16 protein-coding genes are annotated in these 24,470 nt (G+C 71.6%); 7 read left to right on the top strand and 9 right to left on the bottom strand.

What is annotated here, in order from left to right; translation table 11 throughout:
• The first annotated feature begins 3 nt into the window (after window positions 1-3).
• From ACSMFO_RS00805 to ACSMFO_RS00835, 7 genes are read left to right on the top strand one after another with little or no spacing between them, the layout of a single operon-like run.
• The gene (locus tag ACSMFO_RS00805) at window positions 4-1,008 is read left to right on the top strand and encodes an ABC transporter substrate-binding protein (protein WP_436456364.1); all 1,005 of its coding nucleotides are present in this window, start codon (window positions 4-6) and stop codon (window positions 1,006-1,008) included.
• Window positions 1,005-1,988: a FecCD family ABC transporter permease gene (locus ACSMFO_RS00810; RefSeq protein ID WP_038514450.1), complete on the top strand. Its 984-nt coding sequence runs from the start codon at window positions 1,005-1,007 to the stop codon at window positions 1,986-1,988. The genes ACSMFO_RS00805 and ACSMFO_RS00810 overlap by 4 nt, the downstream gene beginning before the upstream one ends.
• Window positions 1,989-2,026: 38 nt before the next feature.
• Window positions 2,027-3,007 (top strand): FecCD family ABC transporter permease, encoded by a 981-nt coding sequence (locus ACSMFO_RS00815; protein WP_436457052.1) that lies wholly within the window; start codon window positions 2,027-2,029, stop codon window positions 3,005-3,007.
• On the top strand, window positions 3,004-3,780 hold the full coding sequence (locus ACSMFO_RS00820) for an ABC transporter ATP-binding protein (RefSeq protein ID WP_037336902.1): 777 nt from the start codon (window positions 3,004-3,006) through the stop codon (window positions 3,778-3,780). Before ACSMFO_RS00815 ends, ACSMFO_RS00820 begins: the two co-directional genes overlap by 4 nt.
• Window positions 3,774-13,679, top strand: coding sequence for an amino acid adenylation domain-containing protein (locus tag ACSMFO_RS00825; RefSeq protein WP_436456367.1), 9,906 nt, complete (start codon window positions 3,774-3,776; stop codon window positions 13,677-13,679). Before ACSMFO_RS00820 ends, ACSMFO_RS00825 begins: the two co-directional genes overlap by 7 nt.
• On the top strand, window positions 13,676-15,082 hold the full coding sequence (locus ACSMFO_RS00830; RefSeq protein WP_436456368.1) for a DHA2 family efflux MFS transporter permease subunit: 1,407 nt from the start codon (window positions 13,676-13,678) through the stop codon (window positions 15,080-15,082). The genes ACSMFO_RS00825 and ACSMFO_RS00830 overlap by 4 nt, the downstream gene beginning before the upstream one ends.
• Window positions 15,069-16,106 carry a 3-deoxy-7-phosphoheptulonate synthase gene (locus ACSMFO_RS00835; protein ID WP_038514440.1) on the top strand — a complete coding sequence of 346 codons (1,038 nt, stop codon included), beginning with the start codon at window positions 15,069-15,071 and terminating at the stop codon, window positions 16,104-16,106. The genes ACSMFO_RS00830 and ACSMFO_RS00835 overlap by 14 nt, the downstream gene beginning before the upstream one ends.
• Before the next feature lie 134 nt (window positions 16,107-16,240).
• Here ACSMFO_RS00835 and ACSMFO_RS00840 read toward each other — a convergent pair whose 3' ends face one another.
• The 9 genes from ACSMFO_RS00840 to ACSMFO_RS00880 all read right to left on the bottom strand — a co-directional run bounded on the left by ACSMFO_RS00840 (window position 16,241) and on the right by ACSMFO_RS00880 (window position 24,115).
• Complete coding sequence (locus tag ACSMFO_RS00840; RefSeq protein ID WP_436456369.1) at window positions 16,241-16,672, bottom strand: SRPBCC family protein; 432 nt, start codon at window positions 16,670-16,672, stop codon at window positions 16,241-16,243.
• Window positions 16,673-16,781: 109 nt separating this feature from the next.
• Entirely contained in the window at window positions 16,782-17,405 is a 624-nt protein-coding gene (locus ACSMFO_RS00845; RefSeq protein WP_436456370.1) for a hypothetical protein, read from the bottom strand.
• Between the two features lie 142 nt (window positions 17,406-17,547).
• Window positions 17,548-18,087: a hypothetical protein gene (locus ACSMFO_RS00850; RefSeq protein ID WP_436456371.1), complete on the bottom strand. Its 540-nt coding sequence runs from the start codon at window positions 18,085-18,087 to the stop codon at window positions 17,548-17,550.
• 82 nt (window positions 18,088-18,169) lie between these two features.
• Complete coding sequence (locus ACSMFO_RS00855) at window positions 18,170-18,826, bottom strand: response regulator transcription factor (RefSeq protein ID WP_350584294.1); 657 nt, start codon at window positions 18,824-18,826, stop codon at window positions 18,170-18,172.
• Complete coding sequence (locus tag ACSMFO_RS00860) at window positions 18,805-19,875, bottom strand: histidine kinase (RefSeq protein WP_436456373.1); 1,071 nt, start codon at window positions 19,873-19,875, stop codon at window positions 18,805-18,807. The genes ACSMFO_RS00855 and ACSMFO_RS00860 overlap by 22 nt, the downstream gene beginning before the upstream one ends.
• Window positions 19,868-20,971 carry a sensor histidine kinase gene (locus ACSMFO_RS00865; protein WP_436456375.1) on the bottom strand — a complete coding sequence of 368 codons (1,104 nt, stop codon included), beginning with the start codon at window positions 20,969-20,971 and terminating at the stop codon, window positions 19,868-19,870. Before ACSMFO_RS00865 ends, ACSMFO_RS00860 begins: the two co-directional genes overlap by 8 nt.
• An 8-nt stretch (window positions 20,972-20,979) precedes the next feature.
• Window positions 20,980-22,008: a hypothetical protein gene (locus ACSMFO_RS00870; RefSeq protein WP_436456376.1), complete on the bottom strand. Its 1,029-nt coding sequence runs from the start codon at window positions 22,006-22,008 to the stop codon at window positions 20,980-20,982.
• A complete protein-coding gene (locus ACSMFO_RS00875; RefSeq protein WP_436456377.1) occupies window positions 22,005-22,904 on the bottom strand; it encodes a TolB family protein in 900 nt (299 codons plus the stop codon). The genes ACSMFO_RS00870 and ACSMFO_RS00875 overlap by 4 nt, the downstream gene beginning before the upstream one ends.
• Window positions 22,901-24,115: an MFS transporter gene (locus ACSMFO_RS00880; protein WP_436456378.1), complete on the bottom strand. Its 1,215-nt coding sequence runs from the start codon at window positions 24,113-24,115 to the stop codon at window positions 22,901-22,903. Before ACSMFO_RS00880 ends, ACSMFO_RS00875 begins: the two co-directional genes overlap by 4 nt.
• Window positions 24,116-24,470: the final 355 nt, after the last annotated feature.

The following is a 24,470-nucleotide window of genomic DNA, read 5'->3' on the forward strand; positions in this document are numbered from 1 at the left end:
CCCATGCGCACCACAAGAACCCGCCGTCTCGCCGGAGCGCTCGCGCTCGCTTTGACGGTCGTGACCGCGGCCACGGCCTGCGGTGCGGGCGAAGACGGCAAGGCCGCCGACGGCGGTCAGACCCGGGTGTTCGCCGCCGACAACGGCCAGATCACCATCCCGGTCTCGCCGAAGCGCGTCATCGCCACCGGTTACGCCGTGCCCGCCCTGCTCGAAGCGGGCGCGCCGCTGGTCGGGGTGTCCAGCTGGAAGCGCGGGATCCCGCTGTTCAACGAGCAGGAGCGCAAGAAGTACGACGAGCTGGCGAAGGTCGCGGGCGAGTCGGCGTCGGAGACGAACTACGAGGCGATCGCGCAGGCGGATCCGGATCTCATCGTGATCGGCGTGCCGAAGCCGGTGCTCGCCGACATCGACATCAAACGCCTCGAAGCGATCGCGCCGGTCGTGGCGATCGGCCCGTCGGTTCCGTCGATGTGGCGTGAGCTGTCGCGCAAGCAGGCCGACGCCGCCGGTGCGGCCGCCGGATTCGACGCGCTGAAGACGGCGTACGACACCAAGGCCAAGGCACTGGCCGAGAAGTACAAGGCCGTGGTGCCGCAGCTGAAGCTGGGCCACGTCGGTGCCTACGGCGAGGTCGCCAAGGGCAACTTCCAGCGTGAGTTCAACGGTTCCTGGGGCACCAACATCGCGCAGGACATCGGTGCCACGTACTACGGCCAGGTCAAGGTCAAGGGCGGCGGCTCGAAGGACGTCAGCGAGTATCCGTCGATCGAGGAACTGTCGACCGCGTTCGCCCAGGCCGACGCGATCACCTACTCGGTCGCCGCCGACGGTTCCGTGCCCGCGCCGGTCAAGTACGTCCTCGACTCGCCGCTGTGGAAGGAACTCCCCGCGGTGAAGGCGGGCAAGGTCTACCCGTTCCGCTTCACCGAGGCCGCCACCTACCGGGCCGCGACGTCCACTTTGGACGCCGTCGACCAGGCGTTCGCGCCGCTGCTCAAGCAGTGACCACCACCGGGCGGTCCGCGCTGCTCGGCGCCGCACTGCTCGGGCTCGTCGTGGTCGCCGTGCTGAGCGTCGGCATCGGCGCGCACGCCATCGCCCCCGGCGAGGTCGTGCGCGCCCTGCTGGGCGAGGGGAATCCGAGTGACCGGGCGGTGGTCCTGGACATCCGGATGCCGAGGGCGGTGCTGGCGATCGGGGTCGGCGCGGCGCTCGCCGTCGGCGGCGTGCTCGTGCAGGCCCTGTCGCGCAACGCTTTGGCCGAACCCGGCGTGCTCGGCGTGACCGCCGGGGCCGGGTTCGCCATCGCGGTGGGCTCTTCGTTCGGCCTGGCCGCGTCGGCGCCCGCCGAACTGGGTCTGGCGGTGCTGGGCGCGGTCGGCGCTTCGGCGCTGGTGTACGCGGTCGGCAGCAAGTCGCCGTTGCGGCTCGTACTCGCCGGGACCGCGTTGAGCGCCGTGCTGCTGGGGCTCACCCTCGGCCTGCGGCTGCTGTTCCCGGACACCTTCGACGTCTACCGGTTCTGGTCGGTGGGTTCGCTGGCCGGTCGCGAACAGGCGCCGACCACGGTCCCGCTGATCGTCATCGGCCTGTCCCTGCTGGGCGCGTTCGCGGTGAGCCGCCAGCTGAACGCGATCGCGCTCGGCGAGACGGTCGCGCATACGCTCGGCGCGAACGTCGCGCGCGTCCGGACGGTCACCCTGCTGCTGATCACGCTGATGGCGGGTGCGGCGACCGCGCTGGCCGGGCCGATCCTGTTCGTCGGGCTGATCGTGCCGCATCTGGCCCGGCGGGTGGCCGGCGCGTCGATCCCGTGGCTGATCGCGTTCGCCGCGCTGCTCGGCCCGGTCCTGATGCTGGCCGCGGACGTCGGCTCCCGGGTCCTGCTGCCGACCGGTGAGGTGCCGGTGGCGATCGTGACGGCGTTCCTCGGCGGCCCGGTGCTGATCTGGGCCGTCCGCAAATACGGGGCGGCGCCGCTGTGAACACACTCGTCCTGCGGCGCGGGCGGTTCTCCGCCCGGATGGAACGCCGCACCCTCGTCTTCTTCGTGGCGATGCTGGGGGTCATCGCCGGCCTGACGCTGCTCGGGCTCTGCTACGGCGCGGCGTGGGCGAGCCCCGCCCGCGTGTTCGCCGCGCTCACCGGTTCCGGTGGCGGGCCGGGCGTGGTCATCCGCGAATGGCGGCTGCCCCGGGTACTGGCCGGGCTGGTGTTCGGTGCCGCGCTCGGCCTGGCGGGCGCGATCTTCCAGAACGTCACCCGCAACCCGCTCGGCAGCCCGGACGTGATCGGTCTCGACGCCGGTGCGTACACCGGCGCGCTGTTCGCGATCACCGTGCTCTCGGGCACGTCGACGCAGCTGACCATCGGTTCGGTGCTCGGCGGCGTGATCACGGCGGCCATCGTCTACGCGTTGTCGCTCGGTGGCGGGTTGTCCGGGCTGCGGCTGATCGTCATCGGGATCGCGATCAACGCGATGCTGATGGCGTTCAACTCGTGGATCGTGCTGCGCGCGGAACTCGAGATCGCGATCGCGGCCGTCGGCTGGAACGCCGGTTCCCTCAACGGGGTCGGCTGGGACGACGTCGCCATCCCGTTCGCGGTGCTCGCGGTGCTGTTCGTCGTGCTGTTCACCAGGGCGCCGGCGCTGCACCAGGCCGCGCTCGGCGGTGCGCTGGCGGTCACCACCGGGGTCCGCTGGGACCGGCTGCGGCTGGTCCTGGTGCTGATCGGGGTCGGCTGCACGGCCACCGTCACCGCCGTGGCGGGCCCGATCGCGTTCATCGCGCTGGCCGCACCGCAGATCGGACGGCGGCTGGCCCGCACGCCCGGTATCGCCCTGCTGCCCGCCGCCCTCACCGGCGCCGTACTGCTCACCAGTGCCGACCTGGCCGCTCAGATGTTGCTCGCGCCGGAATCGCTGCCGGTCGGTGTGGTCAGCACCGTGATCGGCGGCGGCTACCTGATCTGGCTGCTCACCAAGGAGGTTCGGCGCATATGAGTGCCCGCTTGACCGCTCGGGACCTGACCCTGCGCTACGGCGACCGGGTCGTGTCGACCCGGCTGAGCCTCGACGTGCCCGACCGCGCGTTCACCGCCGTCGTCGGACCGAACGCGTGCGGCAAGTCCACCCTGCTGCGCGCGTTCGTCCGGCTGCTGCGCCCGTCGGACGGCGAGGTCCTTCTCGACGGCAAGGACGTGGGTTCCTTTCCCGGCAAGGGTTTGGCGCGGGAGCTCGGGTTCCTGCCGCAGGATCCGGTCGCGCCGGAGGACGTCCGCGTCCGCCAGCTGATCGCGCGTGGCCGGTTCCCGCATCAGTCGCTGTTCGCCACCTGGTCCGAAGAGGACGAACGCGCGGTGCTCGACGCGATGACCGCGGCCGGGGTGGCGGGACTGGCCGACCGGCCGGTGCAGGAGCTCTCCGGCGGGCAGCGTCAACGCGTGTGGGTGGCGCTGGTGCTGGCGCAGAAGACGCCGTACCTGTTGCTCGACGAACCGACGTCCTTTTTGGACATCGCGCACCAGTACCAGTTGCTGAGCCTGCTGGCGCGCCTGCGCGACGAGGGCCGCACGGTGATCGCCGTCCTGCACGACATCAACCAGGCCTGCCGCTACGCCGATCACCTCGTCGCCCTGCGGGACGGCCGGATCGTCGCCGAGGGCGCGCCGTCCGACATCGTCGACGCGGAGCTGATGAAGGAGGTCTTCGATCTCCCCAGCGTCGTCGTGCCCGACCCGGTGACCGGAACCCCGATGGTGGTGCCTTCATGCTGAACCTGACCGGTGCCCAGCTGGGGATCTGGACCGCGCAGCGCCTCGAACCCGACTCGCCCTACTACGTCGTCGGCGATGTCATCGAGATCGTCGGCGACAAGGCGGTCGACGTCGCCGCGCTCACCGAAGCGATCCGGGCGACCGCCGAGGAGGCGGACAGCCTGCGGTTGCGCGTTTTCGAGACGCCGGACGGTCCGCGCCAGGTCGTGTCGGAAGACGTGCTGCCGCTGCCGGAGGTCGTGGATCTGCGCGGTGAGGCCGATCCGGTCGCCGCCGCGCACGAGCGGGTGGACGCCGAACGCCGCCGGGTCGCCGAAGCCTGCCGCGGGATGGTGGATCGGCCGTTGTTCGCCCACCTCGTGCTGCGGCTGTCCGGATCGCAGGTGTGGTTCACCCAGCTCGGGCACCACCTGGTGTTCGACGGCTACACCGCGGCGATGCTCGCGCGCCGGACCGCGGCCCGCTACACCGCGTCGGTGCAGGGCAAGGACGTTCCGGCTTCGACGTTCGCCCGGTTCGCCGATCTCGTCGAGGCCGATCGCGCCTACCGCGAGAGCGAACGGTTCGCCCAGGACCGCGAGTACTGGCGCGAGCGGTTCACGCCGTTGCCGGATCTCGACGACGCCGGCAGCGCATCCGGCCCGCCCGAGCATACGGTCACCGCCCGGTCGATCCTGCCGGCTTCGGATGTCGCCCGGCTTCGTGAACTGGGCAAACGCGCCGGGACGACGTGGGGTGACGCGCTGATCGCCTGTTACGCCGCGTTCCTGCACCGCGTGCTCGGCTGGACCGACGTCGTGTTCGCGATGCCGTTGATGTGCCGCGAGGGCGCGGCGCTGCGGACTCCGGCGATGGCGGTCAACGTGCTGCCGCTGCGGGTCACGGTGCTCCCGGAGGACTCGGCGGCCGAGCTGACCGCGCGGGTCGCGGGCGCGCTGAAGGAAATGCGCACGCACCAGCGGTATCGCGGGGAAGACGTGCCGCAGGATCTCGCGGTGCCCGGCGCCGGCGCGCTGCTGCACGGCCGCGGCATCAATCTCAAGGCGTTCGACCTGAAGCTCGACTTCGCGGGCTCGCACGGCACGATGCGCAATGTCGCGGGCGGGCCGCCCGAGGACATGGGACTGTCGGTCCTGCCGACCTCGGACGGCGGGCTGCTGCTCGGGTTCGAGGTCGACGCGCGGACGCACGACCAGGCCGCGGTCGACGCCAAGCTGACCGCCTTGCGCTGCCTGATCACCGCGCTGACCGAGCCGGACGGCCCGGCGGTCGCGGGTGCGGATCTGATCCCGGCGGGGGAGCGGGACGCGGTGCTGGAGGCGTGGTCGACGCCCGCACCCGAGGGTGAACTCCTTGGCGTACCTGAACTTCTCGACCGGCTGGATCCCGAACACACCGCGCTGGTCTTCGGTGACGAACGGCTGACCGCGGGCGAACTCGTCACGCGGGTCCACCGCCTCGCCCGGGCGTTGCGGGCTCGTGGCGTCGGGGCGGACGACGTCGTCGCGCTGGCCCTGCCGCGGTCGGCGGATCTCGTCGTCGCCCTGCTGGCGGTGCTCGATGCAGGGGCCGCCTTCCTGCCGCTGGACCTGGCGCATCCCGTCGAACGCCTGCGGGAACTCGCCGCCGAAGCCGGTGCGGTGCTCACAGTGGCCGATGACCCGGGAATCGTGCCGGGGCCGCATCTCCTGCTCGGCGACACCAATCTGTCCACTCTGGACTCTTCGCCGCTCGCGATTCCGCGCCATCCGGAGCATCTCGCGTACGTCATCTTCACCTCCGGCTCGACCGGATGGCCCAAGGGCGTCCTCGGCCGGATCGGCGGGCTCGCGACGTTGCTGCGCCACCACCGCGCGACCACGGTCGCCGAGACCGAACGCACCGCGGGCAGGCGGCTGCGCGTCGCGCACACCTACTCGTTCGCCTTCGACTCCGCGCTCGACCAGCTGATGTGGCTGCTGTTCGGACACGAACTCCACGTCTACGGCACCGACGTCGCGCGGGACGCCGACGAACTGCTGGCCGCGTTCGCCCGCGACCGGATCGACGTCGTCGACACCACGCCCTCGATGGCGGCGCCGCTGGTCGACGCCGGGCTGCTCGACGGCCCCGACGCGCCCGCGCTGCTCGTCCTCGGCGGCGAGGCGACTCCGCCCGCGCTGTGGCGACGCGTCGCCGAGTCCGGTGTCCGCGCCCGCAACATGTACGGCCCGACCGAGGCCACTGTGGACGGTGCCGGATCCTGGCTGGACGACGGGGAACCGACCATCGGCACCGCGGTTCCGGGCACGGCGGTCCGGGTGCTCGACGCCGCGTTGCGTCCAGCGCCCGTCGGAACGCCGGGAGAGCTGTACCTGGCGGGACCTCATCTGGCGCGTGGTTATCTCGGACGTCCCGGCGCGACCGCCGAACGATTCGTCGCCGATCCGTTCGGCGCGCCCGGCGACCGGATGTACCGCACCGGGGACCTCGCCCGCTGGGTGCCCGGCCGCGGGCTGGAGTACCTGGGCCGCCGCGACGGCCAGGTGAAGGTGCGCGGACACCGCGTCGAACTCGGTGAGGTCGAGGCCGCACTGGCAGCTGTTCCCGGAGTGCGTGCGGCCGCCGCGGCGGTGCGCGGGCCCAGGCTCGTCGGTTACGTCGTCGGCGAGGTCGTGCCGGACGAGGTCCGCGCGGCGCTCGCCGGGCGGGTGCCGGAACACCTCGTGCCGGCCGCGGTCGTCGTGCTCGACACGCTTCCGTTGACCCCCAACGGGAAGATCGATCGTCCGGCGCTGCCCGCCCCACGCGCGGCGGCCGGACGCGTCGCGGCCACCGATCGCGAACGGCTGCTGTGCGCCACCATCGCCGAGGTGATCGGTGTCGACGAGGTCGCCGTCGACGACGACTTCTTCGCGCTGGGCGGCGACAGCATCACCGCGATCAGTGTCAGCAGCAGGCTGCGCGCGCACGGTCTCGACCTGCGCCCGCGTGACCTGCTGGCCCGCCGCAGCTTCGAGGCGCTGGCGGCGGCGAGCGCGGAGATCGGTGCCCTGGCCGCCCCGCCGGACGAGCCGGCCGGCGTGGTGCCCGCACCGCCGATCGTCCGCGCGCTGCTCGATTCGCATCCGGACGTCACGACCATCGCCGGCTACACTCAGTGGACCGCCGTCCGGCTCGATGAGGACCTTCCGCCCGCCCTGCTGGCCGAAGGCGTGCAAACGCTGCTGGACCACCACGACGCCCTCCGTCTGCATTTAGAGGACGAAATGCGGGTCCGGGAACGCGGGGCGGTGAAGGCGTCGGACGTGGTCATCGAGACGACCGGCGAACCGGCCGAGGTCGCGGCGCGACTCGCGGAGTCCCTGGACCTCCGGGCCGGGGTGCTCAAGGTGGCGTTGCTGCCGGATCACCTCGTCATCGTGCTGCACCACTTGGCGGTCGACGGTGTCTCGTGGCGGGTTTTGCTGCCGGATCTGCGTTCGGCCTGTGCCGGTGAACCGCTCGACCCGGTCGGGACGTCGTGGCGGCGGCACGCGCTTCTCCTTGCCGAGCAAGGCACTTCCGGTGCCCGGCGGGGCGAACTCGACCATTGGCGTGGCGCGCTCGACGGTCCGCGCCTCGGCCACCGTCCGCTCGACCGCGGCGTCGACACGGTCGCGACCGCGCGGCGATCGGTCACCCTCGCCACCCCGGAGCAGACCGAAGCGGTGCTCACCGCGCTGCCCGCGGCTTATCGCGCCGGACCGGACGACGTCCTGCTCGCCGCGCTCGTGCTGGCTCTGCGGTCTTGGCGCGATGCCCCGGTCGAGGCCGAGACGGTGTCGCTCGAAGGGCACGGCCGCGACCATGACGGCCTGGACCTTTCGCGCACCGTCGGCTGGTTCACCGCCGAGTATCCCGTGCGCGTTCCCGCCGGCGTGGCGGCGGCCGGAGAGCTGCTGCGGGCCGCCAAAGAGGCCAAACGCGCGGTTCCCGACAACGGTGTCGGCTTCGGGGTCCTGCGGTACCTCGACCCGCTCACCCGGGACGAACTCGCCGCCGTCCCGCCGCCGGACGTCGTCCTCAACTACCTCGGCCGGTTCGCGGCCCTGCCCGGTACCGGCTGGCGGCTGCCGGAGGAGGACCCGTTCGCGGTCACCGAACCGGACGCCAAGTCGCTGGAACAGGTGCTGGCGCTGAACTGCTTCGTCCGCGAGGACGGCCGTCCGCACCTCGCCGTCGAATGGACCGCGGCCGGTGCCGTTCTGTCTGAGGAAAGCGTTGCCGCGCTTCAAGAATCGTGGTCACTCGCGCTGGAAGCGATGGCCGCGTACGCCGCCCGGATCGGTCCGGACGGCGGTGGGCTCACGCCGTCGGATCTCCCGCTGGTCGGCCTCGGCCAGACCGACATCGACGCGCTCGAACGCCTGGGCCGCATCGAGGACGTCCTGCCCTCGACCCCACTGCAGACCGGGCTTTCGTTCCACACGCTGGCGCGCGGCACCGAAGACACCGACGTCTACGTGGTCCAGGCCGTCACCCTGCTCAGCGGGGCGCTCGACGCGGACCGCATGCGCGAGGCCGCGGCGGAAGTGCTGCGGCGGCATCCCGCGCTGCGCGTCCACCTGCACACCACCGACGCGGGCGAGGTCGTCCAGGTGGTGCCCGCCGACGTCACACTGGACTGGCGATTCGCGCATGTCTCGCCGGACCAGGTCGACGCCGAATGCCGCACCGAACTCGCCCGTCCCTTCGATCCGGCGACCCCGCCGTTGATCCGGTTCCTGCTGCTGACGCTCGGCCCGGACGAGCACCGCCTGGTGCTCACGAATCACCACGCGTTGCTCGACGGCTGGTCGATGCCGCTGGTCGGCCGCACGCTGCTGGCCACCTACGCCGAACTCGGCGGCGGCCCGGCGGCCCCGGTCGCGCCCCCGCTCTCGGAGTACCACCGGGTGCTCGGCGAACGCGACCCGGACGCCGCGCTGGAAGCGTGGCGCGAGGCACTGTCCGGATTGGACGAAGGAACGCGGCTCGCTCCGGCGAGCGTCGAGTCCACTGTGGAGCGTCCGGAACGCGTCACCGTGGAACTGGGCGGTGAGTTCAGCGAGCGGCTGCGCGCCTTCGCCCGCGAACGCGGCATCACCCCGACGACGGTGTTCCAGACCGCCTGGGGAGTGCTGCTCGCCAGGCTGACCGGCCGCCGCGACGTGGTCTTCGGCTGCCCGGTCTCCGGCCGCCCGGCCGACGTCCCGGGCGTCGAGCGCATGATCGGCCAGTTGGGCAGCACGATCCCGGTGCGCGTGCGGTTCGACGCCGCCGACACCGCGGCCACCGTGCTGGAACGCGTGCACACCGAAAGCGTCCGGCTCACCGATCACCATCACGCCGGCCTGCCGGACATCCAGCGTGCGGCGGGCGTCGGCGACCTGTTCGACACGATGCTGGTGATGGAGAACTTCCCGCTCTCCAGCCGCGCCCGCACCACGCTGGCACCCGGCCTCGACCTCGTCGGCGTCGACATCACCGACGCGACGCATTACCCGCTCACGGTGATCGTGCTGCCCGGCGACGAGTTCACGATCGGCCTCGGGTACCAGCCGCAGGCGTTCACCCGCGCGGAGGCCGAGTCCTACGGCCGCTGGCTGCGGGCGGTGCTGCACGAGATCGTCGCCGACCCGGCGCGGCCGGTCTCCCGGCTGCGCGCGCTCGACGCCGAGGAAGAACGCGCGATGCTGCGTCTCGGTGAGGGACCGGAACCGAAGCGTGAACGCGGCGGCATGCTGGAGGAGTTCGGCCGCTGGGTCCGGGAGACGCCGGACGCCGAAGCCGTCGTGTGCCGCGACCGGAGCCTGACCTACGCCGAACTGGACCGTCGCGCCAACCGGCTCGCGCACACCCTGATCGACGCCGGGGTGAAACCGCAGGACCCGGTCGCGGTCCTGTTGCGCCGCGACGTCGACCTCGTGGTCGCGCTGTTCGGCGTGATCAAGGCCGGTGCGGTGCACGTGCCGATGGACCCGGACTACCCGGCAGACCGGCTCGCCTACATGCTGGGCGACATCCGGCCCGCCGCCGTCGTGTCCACTTCGGACGTCGAAGGTCTTCCGGTGATCAACCCGGCCGAACTGTCCACTGAGGACTCGGATCCGGCCGTGCCCTCGTGCGCGGACGCGATCGCCTACGTCATCTACACCTCGGGCACCACCGGCAAACCCAAAGGCGTGGCGGTGCCGCATCGCGGCGTGCCGAGCCTGATCGCGTTGCAGGAAGACATCGTCGGGATCGGGACCGCCGAGCGATACCTGCATTTCGCCTCGACGAGTTTCGACGTCGCGTTCTGGCAGTTCATGTTGCCGCTGCTGTCCGGCGGCACGTCGGTGATCGCACCGGAGGAGGTGCGGGTCTCCGGCGACGACCTCCTTGCGTACGCCGCCGAACATCGCGTCACCGGGCTCAACCTGCTGCCGTCGTTCCTCTCGGTTATGCCCGACGACGCGACCGTCGACCCGGACGTGTTCTTCGTCGTCGGCGCCGAACGGCTCGACCCGGAACTGGCGCGGCGCTGGGGAAACCGGCGGGCGCTGTTCAACGCCTACGGGCCGACCGAGGTCACCATCAACTCGGTCACCTGGCACTACGACCCGGCCGACCCGGGTCCGCTGCCGATCGGCCGTCCGGACCCGGAGGTCCGTGCGTACGTGCTGGACGGTGGTCTGCTCCCGGTCGGCACGAACGTCACCGGCGAGTTGTACCTGGCGGGGCCGAAGCTCGCGCAGGGCTACGTGGGCCGGTCGGCGCTGACCGCGGAACGGTTCGTCGCCGATCCGTTCGGGCCGCCGGGGGAGCGGATGTACCGCACGGGCGACCTGGTCCGCTGGCGCCCGGACGGGCAGATCGTCTTCCTCGGCCGCGCCGACCACCAGGTCAAACTGCGCGGGTTCCGGATCGAACTCGGCGAGATCGAGGCCGCGCTGACCGCGCACGACGACGTGCGCGCCGCCGCGGTGATCGTGCGCGAGGACCGGCTGGTCGCCTACGTCGTCCCCGTGGACGGCGCCGAACCCGATCCCGTCGCACTGCGCGAATACCTCGCCGCCGAACTGCCCGCGTACATGGTGCCGACCGCGTTCGTGCCGCTGGACCGGCTTCCGCTCGGCCCGAGCGGCAAACTGGACCGTGCGGCGCTGCCCGCGCCGGAAGCCCGCTCCGACGGCGGCCGGGAACCCGCGACCCCGGCGGAAGCCGTGCTGCTGCGGGTGGTCCGCGAGCTGCTGGGGCCCGACGTCGGCCTCGACGACGGATTCCTGGACGCGGGCGGCGACAGCATCGCCTCGCTGCGGGTGGTCTCCCGCGCCCGCCGTGAAGGGCTGCACCTGACCGCGCGCGACGTCCTCGAAGGCGGCACGGTCGCCGGGATCGCCGCGCGCTGCGGAGAACCCGAACGGGCTGAGGAAGCCCCCGCGGTCGGCGACGCCCCGCTCACGCCGATCATGAGGGATCTGCTGCGGCGCGCGGGAAAGGCGGCCGACGGGTACTGCCAGTGGGTCGAGATCTGCGTGCCTTCGGCGGACGACGTTCCTCGCTGGATCGCGGTGCTCGACGCCGTTCTCGCCCGCCACGACGTCCTGCGCGCGCATCTGGTCGAGGACGCGCTGCGCGTCCCGGACGTCGGTGCCGTGACCGGTGCCGACGTGCTCACCGCCGTCCGCCTCTCCGGTGATCCTCGCGCGGCGCTGGACGCCCAGATCGAGCAGATCGTCGCGCGGATGGACCCCCGCACCGGACCACTGGTGCGGGCGGTGCTGGCGGACGCTGAGGACCGGCCCGGCCGGTTGCTGCTGGTGGCGCACCACCTGGTCGCCGACGCGGTGACCTGGCGTGTCCTGCTCGACGACGTCGAACAGGCCTTCCACGGCAACACCCTGCACCGGCGCGGCCAGTCGTTCCTGGGCTGGGCGCGGTCGCTGCGCGCGGCCGCCCCGCATCGAGAGGACGAAATGCGGCATTGGCAGGGGGTCGCCGCCGCGCCGGTGAGCACGCTCGGCCGGACCAGGCTCGATCCGGTGCGGGATACCGTGGCGACCGCGCGGCATCACCGGGTCGACGTCGGCGAGGGCACGACCCACGCCGTACTCACCGCGCTGCCGACGGCCTACCGCACCGGACCGGACACTGTGCTGCTGACGGCGCTCGCCCGCGCCGTCGCCGCCTGGCGGGGGACCGGCGCCGATCTGCTCGTCGCCGTCGAAAGCCACGGACGTCCGGGACACACCCCGGATTTCGCGGGCACGGTCGACCTGGCCCAGACCGCCGGCTGGTTCACCGCCGTGCATCCGGCGCGGATCGCACCGCCGTCCGGACTGGTGCCGGACGCGCTGCGCGCGGTGCGCGATCACCTGCGCGCGGCGGGGGACGGGCTCGGGCACGGGATTCTGGATGTCGACGGCCCGCGGCCGGAGGTGGCCTGGAACTACCTCGGCCGCTTCCCGGCCCCACCGGTCGAGGAGACCCTGTGGCAGCGCCCGCCGGACGCCGATCCGCTCGGTTCGGGTGGCGGCGCGGAGATGCCGCTGCCGTACGCGCTGACGGTGAACGCGATGGTCCCCGGCGGCGGCACGCTCGGCGTCCGCTTCACCTGGCCGTCCGCGCTGTTCACCGAGGACGAGATCGTCGTGCTGGGCGAGCATTTCCGGCGTGAGCTGGACGGTCTCGCCGCCGACGTCCCGGGGCCCGGCGAGATCATGCCGCTGACCCCGTTGCAGGAGGTGATCCTGCGCGAATCCCGGGCCGCGGACGAGGATCCGTATCGGGTGCAGGCGGCGTTCACGCTGTCCGGCGATCTGGACGTCGAGGCGCTGCGGTCGGCGGCGGACGCGCTGGTGCGACGGCAGCCGAACCTGGGCGCGGTGTTCCCGCCGTCGCACGAGGTCCAGGTGATCCCCGCCAAGCCACAGGCCGGTTTCCGTGTGCGCGAAGTGTCCGAAGTGGACGCTGCGTTGGACGAGGAGCTCGCGGAACCGTTCGACCTGGCGCACGGTCCGTTGTGGCGGGTCACCGTCCTGAGGCACGGCACTCAGACGCTCGTGCTGACCAGCCACCATCTGCTGTCCGACGGCTGGTCCGCACCGCGCATCCTCGGCGAACTGTTCGCGTTGTACGCGGGGAAGCCGTTGTCGGAGCCGGTGCCGCCGACGCGGTACACGCGCCTGCTCGCCGCGGCCGATCACTCCGCCGATGTCCGGGCCTGGCGTAAGGAACTCGACGGCCTGCCGGAAGGCGTCCACCTGCCGCGTTCCGGTGGTTCCGCCGATCCTGCCCTGTTCACTGTGGACGGTCGGCTGGTCGCGGAACTGACCAAGCTGGGTGCGGCACGGGGGCTCACCGTCAACACCCTGCTGCAGGGTGCGTGGGCGGCCGTGCTCGCGACCCATGCCGGACGTCCCGACGTCAGTTTCGGGGTGATGACCTCGAACCGGACGTCCGATGTGGACGGTGTCGAAGACATCATCGGCCTGCTGGCGAACAGTGTCCCGGTCCGGGCCCGGTTCACCGGAACCGTCGCCGAGGCACTCGCCGATCTGCAGGCACGGCAGCAGGCGATGGCCGCGCACCACCGGATGGGACTGGCGGAACTCGCGTCACTGGCCGGGCGCGAGCGGCTGTTCGACAGCCTGCTCGTCTTCGAGAACTACCCGGTCGACCCGGCCAAGCTGCGCGAACCCGCGCCCGGCCTGACCGTCACCGGGACGAGGTTCCGCGAACGCACGCATCACCCGATGAGCGTCACGGTCGTTCCCGGCGAGCAAGGCTGGGAGGGTGTTCTGTACGCGAGGGAGGCCGACGCCCGGTCGCTCGCCGACGACCTGGTCGGGTATCTCCGGAAGCTGCCGTCCTGGCTCGACGGCGACGCCGCCGGGTTCGTGGGGGAGCGGTGACCGCGCGCCCGATCGACGCCGCGCTGTGGCGCACGGCGGCCGTGCTGGTGCTCGGCACCTTCATGGCCACTTTGGACAGTACGATCGTCTCGGTGGGCGTCGACACCCTCGCCGACGAGTTCGGTGCGCCGGTCACGGGTGTCCAATGGGTGACGACGGCGTATCTGCTGGCCGTGGTCACCGCCGTGCCGGCGTCCGGCTGGCTCGCCGACCGGTTCGGCGGCCGTCGCGTCTGGCTCACCGCCGTCGTCGTGTTCCTGCTGGCGTCGCTGCTGTGCGCGCTGGCGACGACACTGCCCGCGCTCATCGCGTTCCGTGTCCTGCAAGGACTCGCGGGTGGTCTGCTCCCGCCGACCGGCCAGGCGCTGCTGGCGCGGGCCGCCGGACGGGACCGCATCGGCCGCGTGATCGCCGTCGTCGGGCTCGTGCCGCTCTTGTCGCCGGTGCTCGGCCCGCTGGCGAGCGGCACGATCCTCGCGGTCGCCGACTGGCCGTGGCTGTTCTACGTCAACCTCCCGATCGGTGTGGTCGCGGTTTTCCTGGCCCGGCGCTGGGTTCCCGAGAGCGAAGCCGGGGGCAAGGGCGAGCGTTTCGACTTCCGGGGTGCGCTGCTGCTCTCGCCGGGGCTGGCCGTCCTGGTCTTCGGGCTCACCTGGTTCGACCAGGGGACACCGCTGGTCGCCGGGATCGCCGTCGTGCTCGGCGTCGTGATGCTGGCGGCGTTCGTGAGGCACGGTCTGCGGGCCGAAGCGCCTCTGCTGGATCCGCGCTTGTTCACCAAGCCGCCGTTCGGAGTGGCCGCGTTGGCGCTGGTGCTGCTCGGCGCGTCGGTGTTCGGCACGATGTTCCTGCTCCCGCTCTATCTCCAGCGCGGTCCTGGACTGTCCACTTGGGACACCGGACTGCTGCTGGTGCCCCAGGGCATCGGCGCGGCGGCCGGTTCGCTACTGGTGAACCGGCTCGTCGACCGGATCGCGCCGCGCACCCTGGTGCTCGGCGGGATCGGGCTGGTCGCCCTCGGCACCGCCCCGTTCACCCGGCTCGGCCTGGGTCTCCCGGACTGGGTGATCGTGGTTTCCCTGCTGCTGCGCGGTTTCGGCGCGGCGCTGATCGGCGCGCCGGTGATGACGATCGTCTACCGCCGGGTCGAACCCGCCCGGCTGCCCCGCGCGGCCGGGGCGCTGAATCTGCTCAACACGCTCGGCGGCTCGATCGGCACCGCGGTGCTGGCCGTGGTGCTGCAGGCCCGGCTCGCCGCGCGCGGCCCGGATGTCGCCGCCGCCTTCGCCGACGCGTTCTGGTGTGTTCTCGGCCTCGCCGTCGTGGCGGTGGCCGGTGCGACGCGGCTGCCCCGGGCCGGAGAAGCCGCCCCCGACAAGGAGAAAGGTCATGCGGATGCTTGACCAGCTGCCCAGCCCGGCCGAGGTGGCCACGAGCGGCTTCGTGCCGGAGGAGATCATCCGGCACCGCGAGACCGTCGCCGACGTCCTCGCGCGGCGCGACTCGCGGCTGCTCGTCGTCGTGGGCCCGTGTTCGGTGCACGACACCGACGGCGCGCTCGACTACGCGCACCGGCTCGCGGAGGCGTCGCGCCGGTTCGCCGACGACCTCGTCGTGGTCCTGCGTGCCTACCTGGAGAAACCGCGGACGATCGCGGGCTGGACCGGCCTCGTGCCCGACCCCACCCTCGACGGCAAGGGCGATCTCGCGTCCGGCGTCCGGATCGGACGGCGGTTCCTGGACGACGCCGCCGCGACCGGGCTGCCGCTGGCGTACGAGTTCGTCGATCCGTTCCTGGCGCCGTACTTCGCGGACACCGTCAGCTGGGGCGCGATCGGCGCGCGGACCGTCGCCAGCCAGCCGCACCGGCAGCTGGCGTCGTGGCTGCCGATGCCGGTGGGCATGAAGAACTGCGTGTCCGGGCGGCTGGACACCGCCGTGGCCGCGGTCCGGTCGGCCGCGCTGCCGCACGTCTTCCCGGGCGCCGCCGCCGACGGACGGCCGCGGATCCAGCGCAGCGCCGGAAACCCGGACGCGCACCTCGTCCTGCGCGGTGGCCCGAAACCCAATCACCACGCGCACGCGGTCGCGGACGCCCTCGACGCGCTGACCGCCGCCGGGCTGCCGCACCGGCTCGTCGTCGACGCCTCGCACGGCAACAGCGGCAAGGACCACAACCGGCAGCCCGTCGTCGTCGCCGACCTGGCGGACCAGATCTCGGCGGGCAACGACGCCCTGGCCGGCGTGATGATCGAGTCGTACCTCTCCGACGGCAGGCAAGACGTCGGCTCCGCCCGGCCCCGGCCCGACCTGAGCATCACGGACGCCTGCCTGGGCTGGGAACGGACGGTCCCGCTCCTGGAGTCCCTCGCCTGCGCGAACGCGGTGCGGCGCCTGAGCGGCCCCGTCGGGTCACCCCGCGCCTAGCCGTTCCGGCGATCACGCGTGCTTAGACGGCGATCACACGTGATTGAAGGCGGAACTCGCGTGATTGAAGGCGGTCCGGCTCCAAACACGCGTGTCACGGCTTCAATCACGAGAGTTCCGGCAATGGACACGGGTCAAAGCGCTTCGAGGGTCGCCTTCATCGCCGGAACCAGGTCGTCGCCCATCTTCTCGAACTGCCGTTTGAGGAAGGGGTCCGCGAGTTTCGCCAGGCCGTGGAACTCGATGGTGGCGTGGTAGCTGACGGTCGTCGTGCCGTCCGCTTCGGAGATCGTCAGGTCGTCGGTGGACGTCGCGGTCTTGTTGCTGCCGACGAACACGATCCGGTCCGGCTCCAGCCGGTCGAGCCGATAGGTCAGCTCGGTCTTCTTGCCGCGGAACTCGGACACGTTGTGCCATTGCGAGCCGACGGCGATCGGGCCGGTGCCGGCGCGGGTGCAGGACACGGTGCCGGGGTCCCACGACTCGGCGTGCGCGAAGTCCCGCAGATAGCCGACGACGGTCTGGGCGGGGGTTCGGACGGTGATCGTCCGGTGCACGTGGACCATCACGACAACGCTACGCAGGAGGACCGGCTCTCGCAGCCTCAGCGAAACGCGTGAAGGCCTCCTTCCCTCGGCTCAGCCGAGGGAAGGAGGCCTTCACGCGCGTTGCGGGCTACTTCTTCCAGATGATCGGGTCGTCCTTGTACCCGTCGCCATCGTTGAATTCCGCGCCGCCGACCTCGCCGCCGTCCCTGATGGCCTGGAGCTCACAGGTCTCGTAGGTCGCGCCGGCGGTCTTGAAGTCCTTCTTCGCCGACTCGGACTGGCAAGCGGTGGTCTCACCGGTGATGATCACGCCGGTGCTCTTGTTGTCCGGACCGACCGCGCGCATCCGCACCGTGCTGTAGGTGAGGTCCGTACCGCCGACGTTCTCCACCGTCATCCGGATGTAGACCGGCGTCATGCCCTTGGCCTTCTCGCCGTAGGAGGCGAGGTCTTCCTTCGGGCCGAGTTCGATCGCCTTGACGGTGATCGCGATCGTGCCGCTCTTGTCCTTGCCGTACTTGAACGGGACGACGGCGCGTTCGCCGACCTTGAGCGCCGTGCCGGGCGCGGTGGCGTCCGCGTTCGAGACCGGGACGGTGCCGCTGGTCGCGGGCGAGGACGCGGAGGCCGACGTCGGCGCGGGCGACGGGGCGGGGGCCGGGCTGCCACCCTTCTCCTCACCGCCACAGGCGGAAAGCAGCAGCGCGGCGGCGCAGCCGGTGGCGGACAGAGCGATACGGTCGAACTTCATGGATCTCCTCGGACTCCCCGCCGAACCCTGCTCCGGCGTTCTCGCCACGCACCGTAGTTGATGACGGAGTACATCGGTGTGGTCCATTCGCACCAGAGCAGGTCACGAATCGGTTACGCTTATCGGCCTAATGGGTGCGCTTTCACTTCTTCCAGGTGATCGGGTCGTCCTGGTAGTCGCCTTCCCGGAAGATCACGCCGCCGACCTCGCCGCCGTCCTTGACGCCTTCGGTCTTGCAGGTTTCGTAGGTCGCGCCCGCGGTGGTGAAGTTCGCCGGCGCAGACTCGCCTTTGCAGGCCGCGGTGCTGTTGGCCAGGATCACCTTGGTGCTCTTGCCGTTCGGGTCCACCGCGCGCACCGACACCGAAGTGTCGGTGAGGTCCGTGCCGCCGACGTTCTCGATCACCATCCGGACGTAGACCGGGAGCATGCCTTCGCCCTTGTTCTTGAACTCGGCGAGGTCTTCCTTCGGGCCGAGGTCGACCGACTTCACGGTGATCGCGATCGTGCCGGACTTGTTCGCGTCACTGAACGGGACGACGGCGCGTTCGCCGACCTTCAGCGTGCTGCCGGGCGCCAGGGTGCCGTCGGCCCGGACGGTCTTGTCACCCTTCTCTTCCCCGCCGCAGGCGGAAAGCAGGAGCGCGGCGGCGCAGCAGGTGGCGATCAGGGCGGACTTCATGGATCTCCTCGGACTCGTGGCTCGTCACGCAACGTAGTCGGTAAAGGGGGAGGCGGGAGTGGTCCGTTCGTACCACAACCGGTCACAAATCGCTTACGCCGATCAGCCCGTCTTGGATCGCCCGTGCGACGAGCGCGGCCTTGGTCGGGGCCTCCCTGCCCATCTGGGCGTACTTCACCCGGATCCGCTCGAGATGCGAGTTGACCGTGTTCGGCGAGATCCCCAGCCGGTGCGCCACGAAGTCCTTCGACTCGGACTGGAACCACTCGATGAGCACCTCGGTCTCGCGCGCCGAGAGAGCGGGCCGTCGTTCGGAGCGGTCCCCGGCCATCGCACCCGCCATCGACGGCGGCGTGTACGACCGGTCGGCCGCCGCGGTGCGCACGGCTTCGAGGAGATGTTCCGCGCCCTCGGCCTTGGTGAGATAGCTGAGCGCGCCGAGTTCGAGGCACTGCAGCACGGTCTCGTCGTCGGCCCGCATCGAGTAGACGACGACGCGACGGCCCGCCTCGGTGAGCCGCCGCAGATCACCCATCGCCGGGGTGGTGCTGTTGAGGTGCAGGTCGAGGATGACGACGTCGGCCTGCGCGCCCTCGCCGATCCACGCGGCCCGCACGTCCTCGCCTTCGGCCACGACGGTCACCGGCGGGGTGCCGCAGGACAGCCAGTGCACGACCCCGGCCCGTACGGCCGGATGATCGTCGACGACCACCGCGGTCAGTTCGGTCGCGAACGCCATTTCGCCTCCATCCACGATCGTTCTCCCAGTGCGTGCCATTCGACGTCGACGGCGCCCGATCCGTTCGCCGTCACCCCCGGTTCACCGTCCGTGATCACCGCGACACGGATCTCGTCGTCGGCGCGCAGGACGCTGACCCTGGCGTGCGACCGCGCGGCGACCAGCGCGGTCATCAGGGGACCGGTCAGTTCGCGGCGGACGGTGGTCGGGACCGGCGCCGGTTCACCGCTGACCGCCAACGTCACCGTCAGTCCCCGCCGCTCGGCGAGATCGACGCAGGCCGAGACCTCGTGCAGCAGCGGGTCGGGGACGTCGTCGTTCTCCGCGAACAGCCGCCGCAATTGCGTGGCCGCGAGCGCGCACCGCCGCCGGACCTCGTCGTCACGCGGGTCGAGGGTGCGGTCGGCCAGCCCGGCCAGCAGCGGCAAGGTGGCCCCGAGCTGCCCGGCGAACCGGTTCCGCTGGTCGGCCTCCCGCTCCTCGGCGAGCGCCTTGCGGTGGGCCTGGCGGTCCCGTTCGGCGGAGGCCTCCGCGGCTTCACCCGCCCGCCGGTTCACCACCCTGATCAGCGCCAGCGTCGCGGCCTGGAAGGTGAGCACACTGAGCGCGACGATCACCACGCTGCCGATCTCGCCGCGATCCGTGAGCTCCACGCCGAACTGCCGGACGACGGCGAGCGTCATCTGGAGGACGAGCGCGGCCATCGCGATCGCGGGGCGGTCCATCAGCAGCACCAGCAGATGCCAGCCGGCGAGACCGGACGCCCAGTTCTCGTCGCCGAAAAGCCGCTCCGGGGGCAGCGTCCAGACCGCGACCGTCGCCGCGGCGAGCACCACCACCGCGCCCGTGAACGCGACCGGCCAGGGGACCGGCTTCCAGCGCAGCACCCACCACGCCGCCACGACGAGCACACCGGCGAGCGCCGCGTACGCGATCCGGCCGGGGGTGTCGGTCAGCCGGGCCAGGCTCAGCCCGACCTGGATCGCCGCCGTCGCGAGCAGGACCGCGATCCGGCAGCCGCCGAGGACGCGGTCCGCGGTCTCATTCATGCGGCCACACCAGTTCCACCGTGGTCCCCGCGCCGGGCACGGAGGTCACTTCGGCCCGGCCGCCCGCCGCGGCCATGCGTTCGACGAGTGATTCCCGGACACCTCGCCGTTGCGCCGGGGTCTTCGCCGGATCGAAACCGCGCCCTTCGTCCCGGACGGTCACGCGGACGCCGTCTTCGACCGTCAGCCTGGCCTCGCGGACACCCGCGTGCCGGTCGACGTTCACCAGCGCCTCGCGTACGGCGCGGACCAGCGCGAGCGCCGCCGACGCCGGGATCGGCGCGACCGGCGACCAGTGCGTCTCGACCTTCACCGGGGTTTGCGCGAGCACGCCGCGCAACGACGTCTCGAGGTCGACCACACTGCCGGGACCGGATTCGCCGGTGAGGATCGCGAGATCGCGACGGGCGTAGCCGGCGACCTCGGCCGGATCGGTCGTTTCCCCGCGCTGGGCGACGGTGAGAAAGGTGGCCGCGGCCGTGTCGTGCAGCACGGCCAGGTACTCCCGTTCCTGCAGCCGTCGTTCCACGGCAAGGGATTCCTCACGCGTCAGCCGGGCTTGGCGCTCGCGGAGGTGGTCGATCCGGCGCGTGGTCCGCGACAGCAGGAGGAAGGCGCCGCGGGCGAGGCCGGCTTCGATGAGCACTCGCAGGACCACCGAGAAGCCGTCCTCGAAGCCGAGCGGCACCACTTCGATCGCCAGCAGGCAGGCGATGGCGGGCACGGTGATCTTCGGCGGCCATTCCCATTGGAGGGTGATGGCGGTGAGGGTGAGCACGTTGAGCGCCCACTGGTTCAGCTCGCCCGCCTCGGGCGCGGTCAGGAACTGGGTACCGCAGATCGCCCCGGCGCGTACCAAGGTCAGCGCGAACGCCAGCGGCCTGCCCCGGCCCGTCTTCCCCACGACGTACTCGGCCACGGCGGTGACCAAGGCCAGCGCGAGCAGACCGAAGGCCAGCGGGAGCGCGCCCGACGGCGTGGCGAGCACGCCGAAAACGCTGATCACGAGCAGTCCGGCGCCTCTGGCCGGACCGGCGAACCGGCCGACCACCCGTGAGAACTCCGCTTCGACGGAGGTCTCACGATCGGACGGCACGGCAGCAGTCAAACAGATGCCTCGAGCGTGCGCAGGTCCAGTACCCGCCAGGTGAGCGCCTCGTTCCCGCCCTCCGACCACCACACGTACGGCCCCCGCGCCAGCACGGTGCCGAACTCCGCCGTCAGGTCGGCCATCCGGCCGGTGGCGGTGTCGTAGAGGGCGAGCACACCGCGGTCGTCGTCGACCACGACCGCGTACCGGTCGAGCACGACGACGTCGCCGAACGCGGGCCGGATCCCCTTCCCGCCGACCCGTCTCCGGTCGGAGCCGTCGGGTTTCATCAGGTCGAAGCGAGCCGTCCCGCTCTGGCGCAGGACCTGGACCCGGCACCAGGACGGCGTGCAGTCGACCAGTTCGACGTTCTGCCCGCCGACCCGCGAGACCCGGCCGTCGCGCAGGTCCACCAGCTCAGACGGTCCCGCCTGCTCGACGGCGGCCGACGTCGCGAACGGCCAGGCGGTGAGCGCGAAGTCGCCGGGCAGCGGGGTGGTGGTCACCGGACCGCCGGACAACGCGACCGTCCTCAGTTCGGTCGCGTCGCCCCGCACGGCGGCCCAGGACGCTCGGCCTTCGTGCACGACGAGGTCGTACTGGGAGTCCAGGAGGACGACCCGACCGGTGTCGGCGGTGATCAGGACGGGGCTCTCCCCGCGTGGCCCGGAGCGCCACAAGGCGCCCGTCCCGGTGATGTCGGACAGTTCCAGCCACACCAGCGAGTCCGGCGAAGTGGCGAGAACGAAGCGGGGCGAGCCCGACAACGGGACCTCGCGGAGTACCCGTTCTCCCAGCGTCAGCCTGAGCGAATCGCTCGCCCGGGTGATACCGGCGGAGGTCCCGGAATCGAGGTACGCCAGGGGCGTGTAGGGCGAACCGGTGACGGTGTTCGCGGCGATCCGCGCGCCCGGCCACACATCGGTGACCGACGCGGAGACCGGAGCCTTGACCGCCGGGACCGGTGCGGGCAGGACCACGACCACGACGGCGGCGACCGCCGCCAGCGCCAGGCCGATCGGGGTGCAGTCACGGGGGATCACCGCACCACCGCGGGGGAGGAGGCGTTCGCGCGGAGGAGCGTGGGCGCGCCGGTGCCGTCGGCGGGGACGGAGTAGATCGCCTTGTCCCGGCCGTAGGCGACGGTCCGGTCGTCCAGCCACTGCGCCTGGTCGTCCAGATGCGCCGGATCGGCCAGCGGGACGTCACGGCCGTCGGCGAGGGACAGCACGTGCAGCCGCCAGCGGTCGCCGTCACGGAACTTGTAGGCGACACGCGTGCCGTCCGGCGAGAGGGAGGGACATTCGACGTTCTGCCGCACCGTGGTCAGCGTGCGGCCGCGGAGATCGCCTCGGACCAGCCAGGTGTCGCCCGCGGACCGGGCGGTGGCGTAGAAGGTCAGATCGTCGCGGGCGAAGGTCACGCCCCAGTAGTTCAAATCCTTGGCGGGGTAAGGCTTTCCGTCGACGGTGAGCGCGAAATCCTCCAGTGAGCCGTAATGGTTCCCGGTGTCCAGGTCGTAGATCCCGGCGGTGGTGGAGAACGTGCCCACCCCGCCCAGATACGAGTCCCCGGCGCGGAACACCGTCCAGCCCACCAGCCGCCCGGACGGCGACACCCTGACCCGCGACGGCGTTCCCCATTCGGAGATCTGCCGAGGCTCCGCACCCGGTTTCGTGACGACCAGTTCGGCCTGGTCGGGCACGGCAGTAGCGCGCAGGCACGCCAGGGTGCCCGCGGCGACGTCCACGCGCTGACAGGACGGGCCGACGCGCTCGTCCTGCCGGACGCGGCCCGACTCGTCGACGTACAGCAGCCCGCCGTGCGCGAGGTCCAGCCGCTGCTCCGCCACCGCGTCGCCGGTGCGCAGCCCGACGAACACCGCCCCGGCCACCACCGTGACCACGAGCGCCGCGACGCCCGCCCAGATCCGCCTCATGCCATCCTCGATCCGGCCAGTACCGACACCAGCAGCGCCACGGCGAACAGCGCGAACGCGGGGCCCAGCGCCATCCCCGCCGCGAGCGCGCCGAACAGCACCGCGCCGGCGGCCCTGGCCAGCGCCTGTCCGGTTTGGACGAACGCGAGACCGGTGGCCCGCAACGATTCCGGCACGTGCGGCGCCGCGTGCGCCATCAGCACGCCGTCCGTGCACGCGTAGAACACGCCGTGTGCCGCCAGTACGACCACCGCGACGAGCCAGCCGGTCGCCGAAGCGGCCAGGACGACATACGCGGCGAGCAACACGACGTGCCCGGCCAGGAACACCTTCCACCGGCCGAGCCGGTCCGCGAGCCGTCCGATCGGCGACGCCAGCGCCATGAACGTCAGCGCCGTCGCCAGCGGCAGCAGGGGCAGTGCCCCGGGCGGCAGGCCCGCGGACCGCTGCACGCCGACGAACAGGAACATGTCGCCGACCGTGCACACACCGAGAAGCGCCGCGGCCAGACAGGTTCCGCGGAGTCCCGGCTCGCGAAGCAGGGCGAATCCGGCGCGCAACCGGACCCGCGACCGCTCGACGGCCCCGGCGGGAGCACGGACGAACACCGCCAGCACGATCACCGCGATCACGGCGAAGCAGAAGCTCACCCCGAACACCGCCGGGTAGTCGCCGACGAGCACGGTCAGCAGGCCGAAGGCGGCGAGCGGCCCGAGCAGCGCGCCGGCGGTGTCCATGGCGCGATGGACACCGAACGCGCGGCCCAGGCCGTCGGCAGGGGTGGCGAGGGTGATCATCGCGTCCCGCGGCGCGGTGCGGATGCCCTTGCCCGCGCGGTCCGCGCCGATCACCATGCCGATCGCGCCGAGCGACGACCCGGCGGCCGGGAAGGCGAGTTTGGTCGCCGCCGAGAGGCCGTAGCCCACCAGGGCCACGGCCTTCGGACGGCCGAGACGGTCGGCGAAATAGCCGCCCGCCAGCCGCAGCAACGCCGTCGCCCCCGTGTACAGCCCGTCGATCGCGCCCAACTGCAGGAATCCGACGCCGAGGCCGTACACGAGGTAGAGCGGGAGGACGGCGGTGACCATCTCGGCGGACAGGTCGGTGATCAGGCTGACCACGCCCAGCCCGATGACCGTGCCCGGGACCGCGTCCTTCGAACGGCTCGCGGGCCGGGCGGGGTCGGCGGAGCGGATGGAGGAGACGTACATGGCGGCCTTCCCGGCGCTGCTGTCGTGAGTGGCTGAAGGGACTTCGCATGAGATCGGGGGTCGTGAGTGACAAAGAGGGTTGTTGAGAGGTAAGCACACCCTTGAACTGTCCAAAAAGGACGCTTTTCGAGATCAAGCGTCCGATTCAAGCACTTTGCGCAGTGTTGGCCGGGGGTCGTGGGTGGCGATGGTCGTTCTAGCCCTCTTTAGCACTCACGACTCCCCGCGAAACCGGATATACAGGCACAAAGCAGGCGTGGACCGGCCGGAAAGTGACCACTGTGGACACCAAGGGCCTTAGGCGGCACAACGCGCCACATTTGCCTTATCCCTCATTAGAACGACCATCGCCACT

This window comes from Amycolatopsis sp. w19 (genome assembly GCF_051373225.1).
GTDB classification, from domain to species: domain Bacteria; phylum Actinomycetota; class Actinomycetes; order Mycobacteriales; family Pseudonocardiaceae; genus Amycolatopsis; species Amycolatopsis japonica.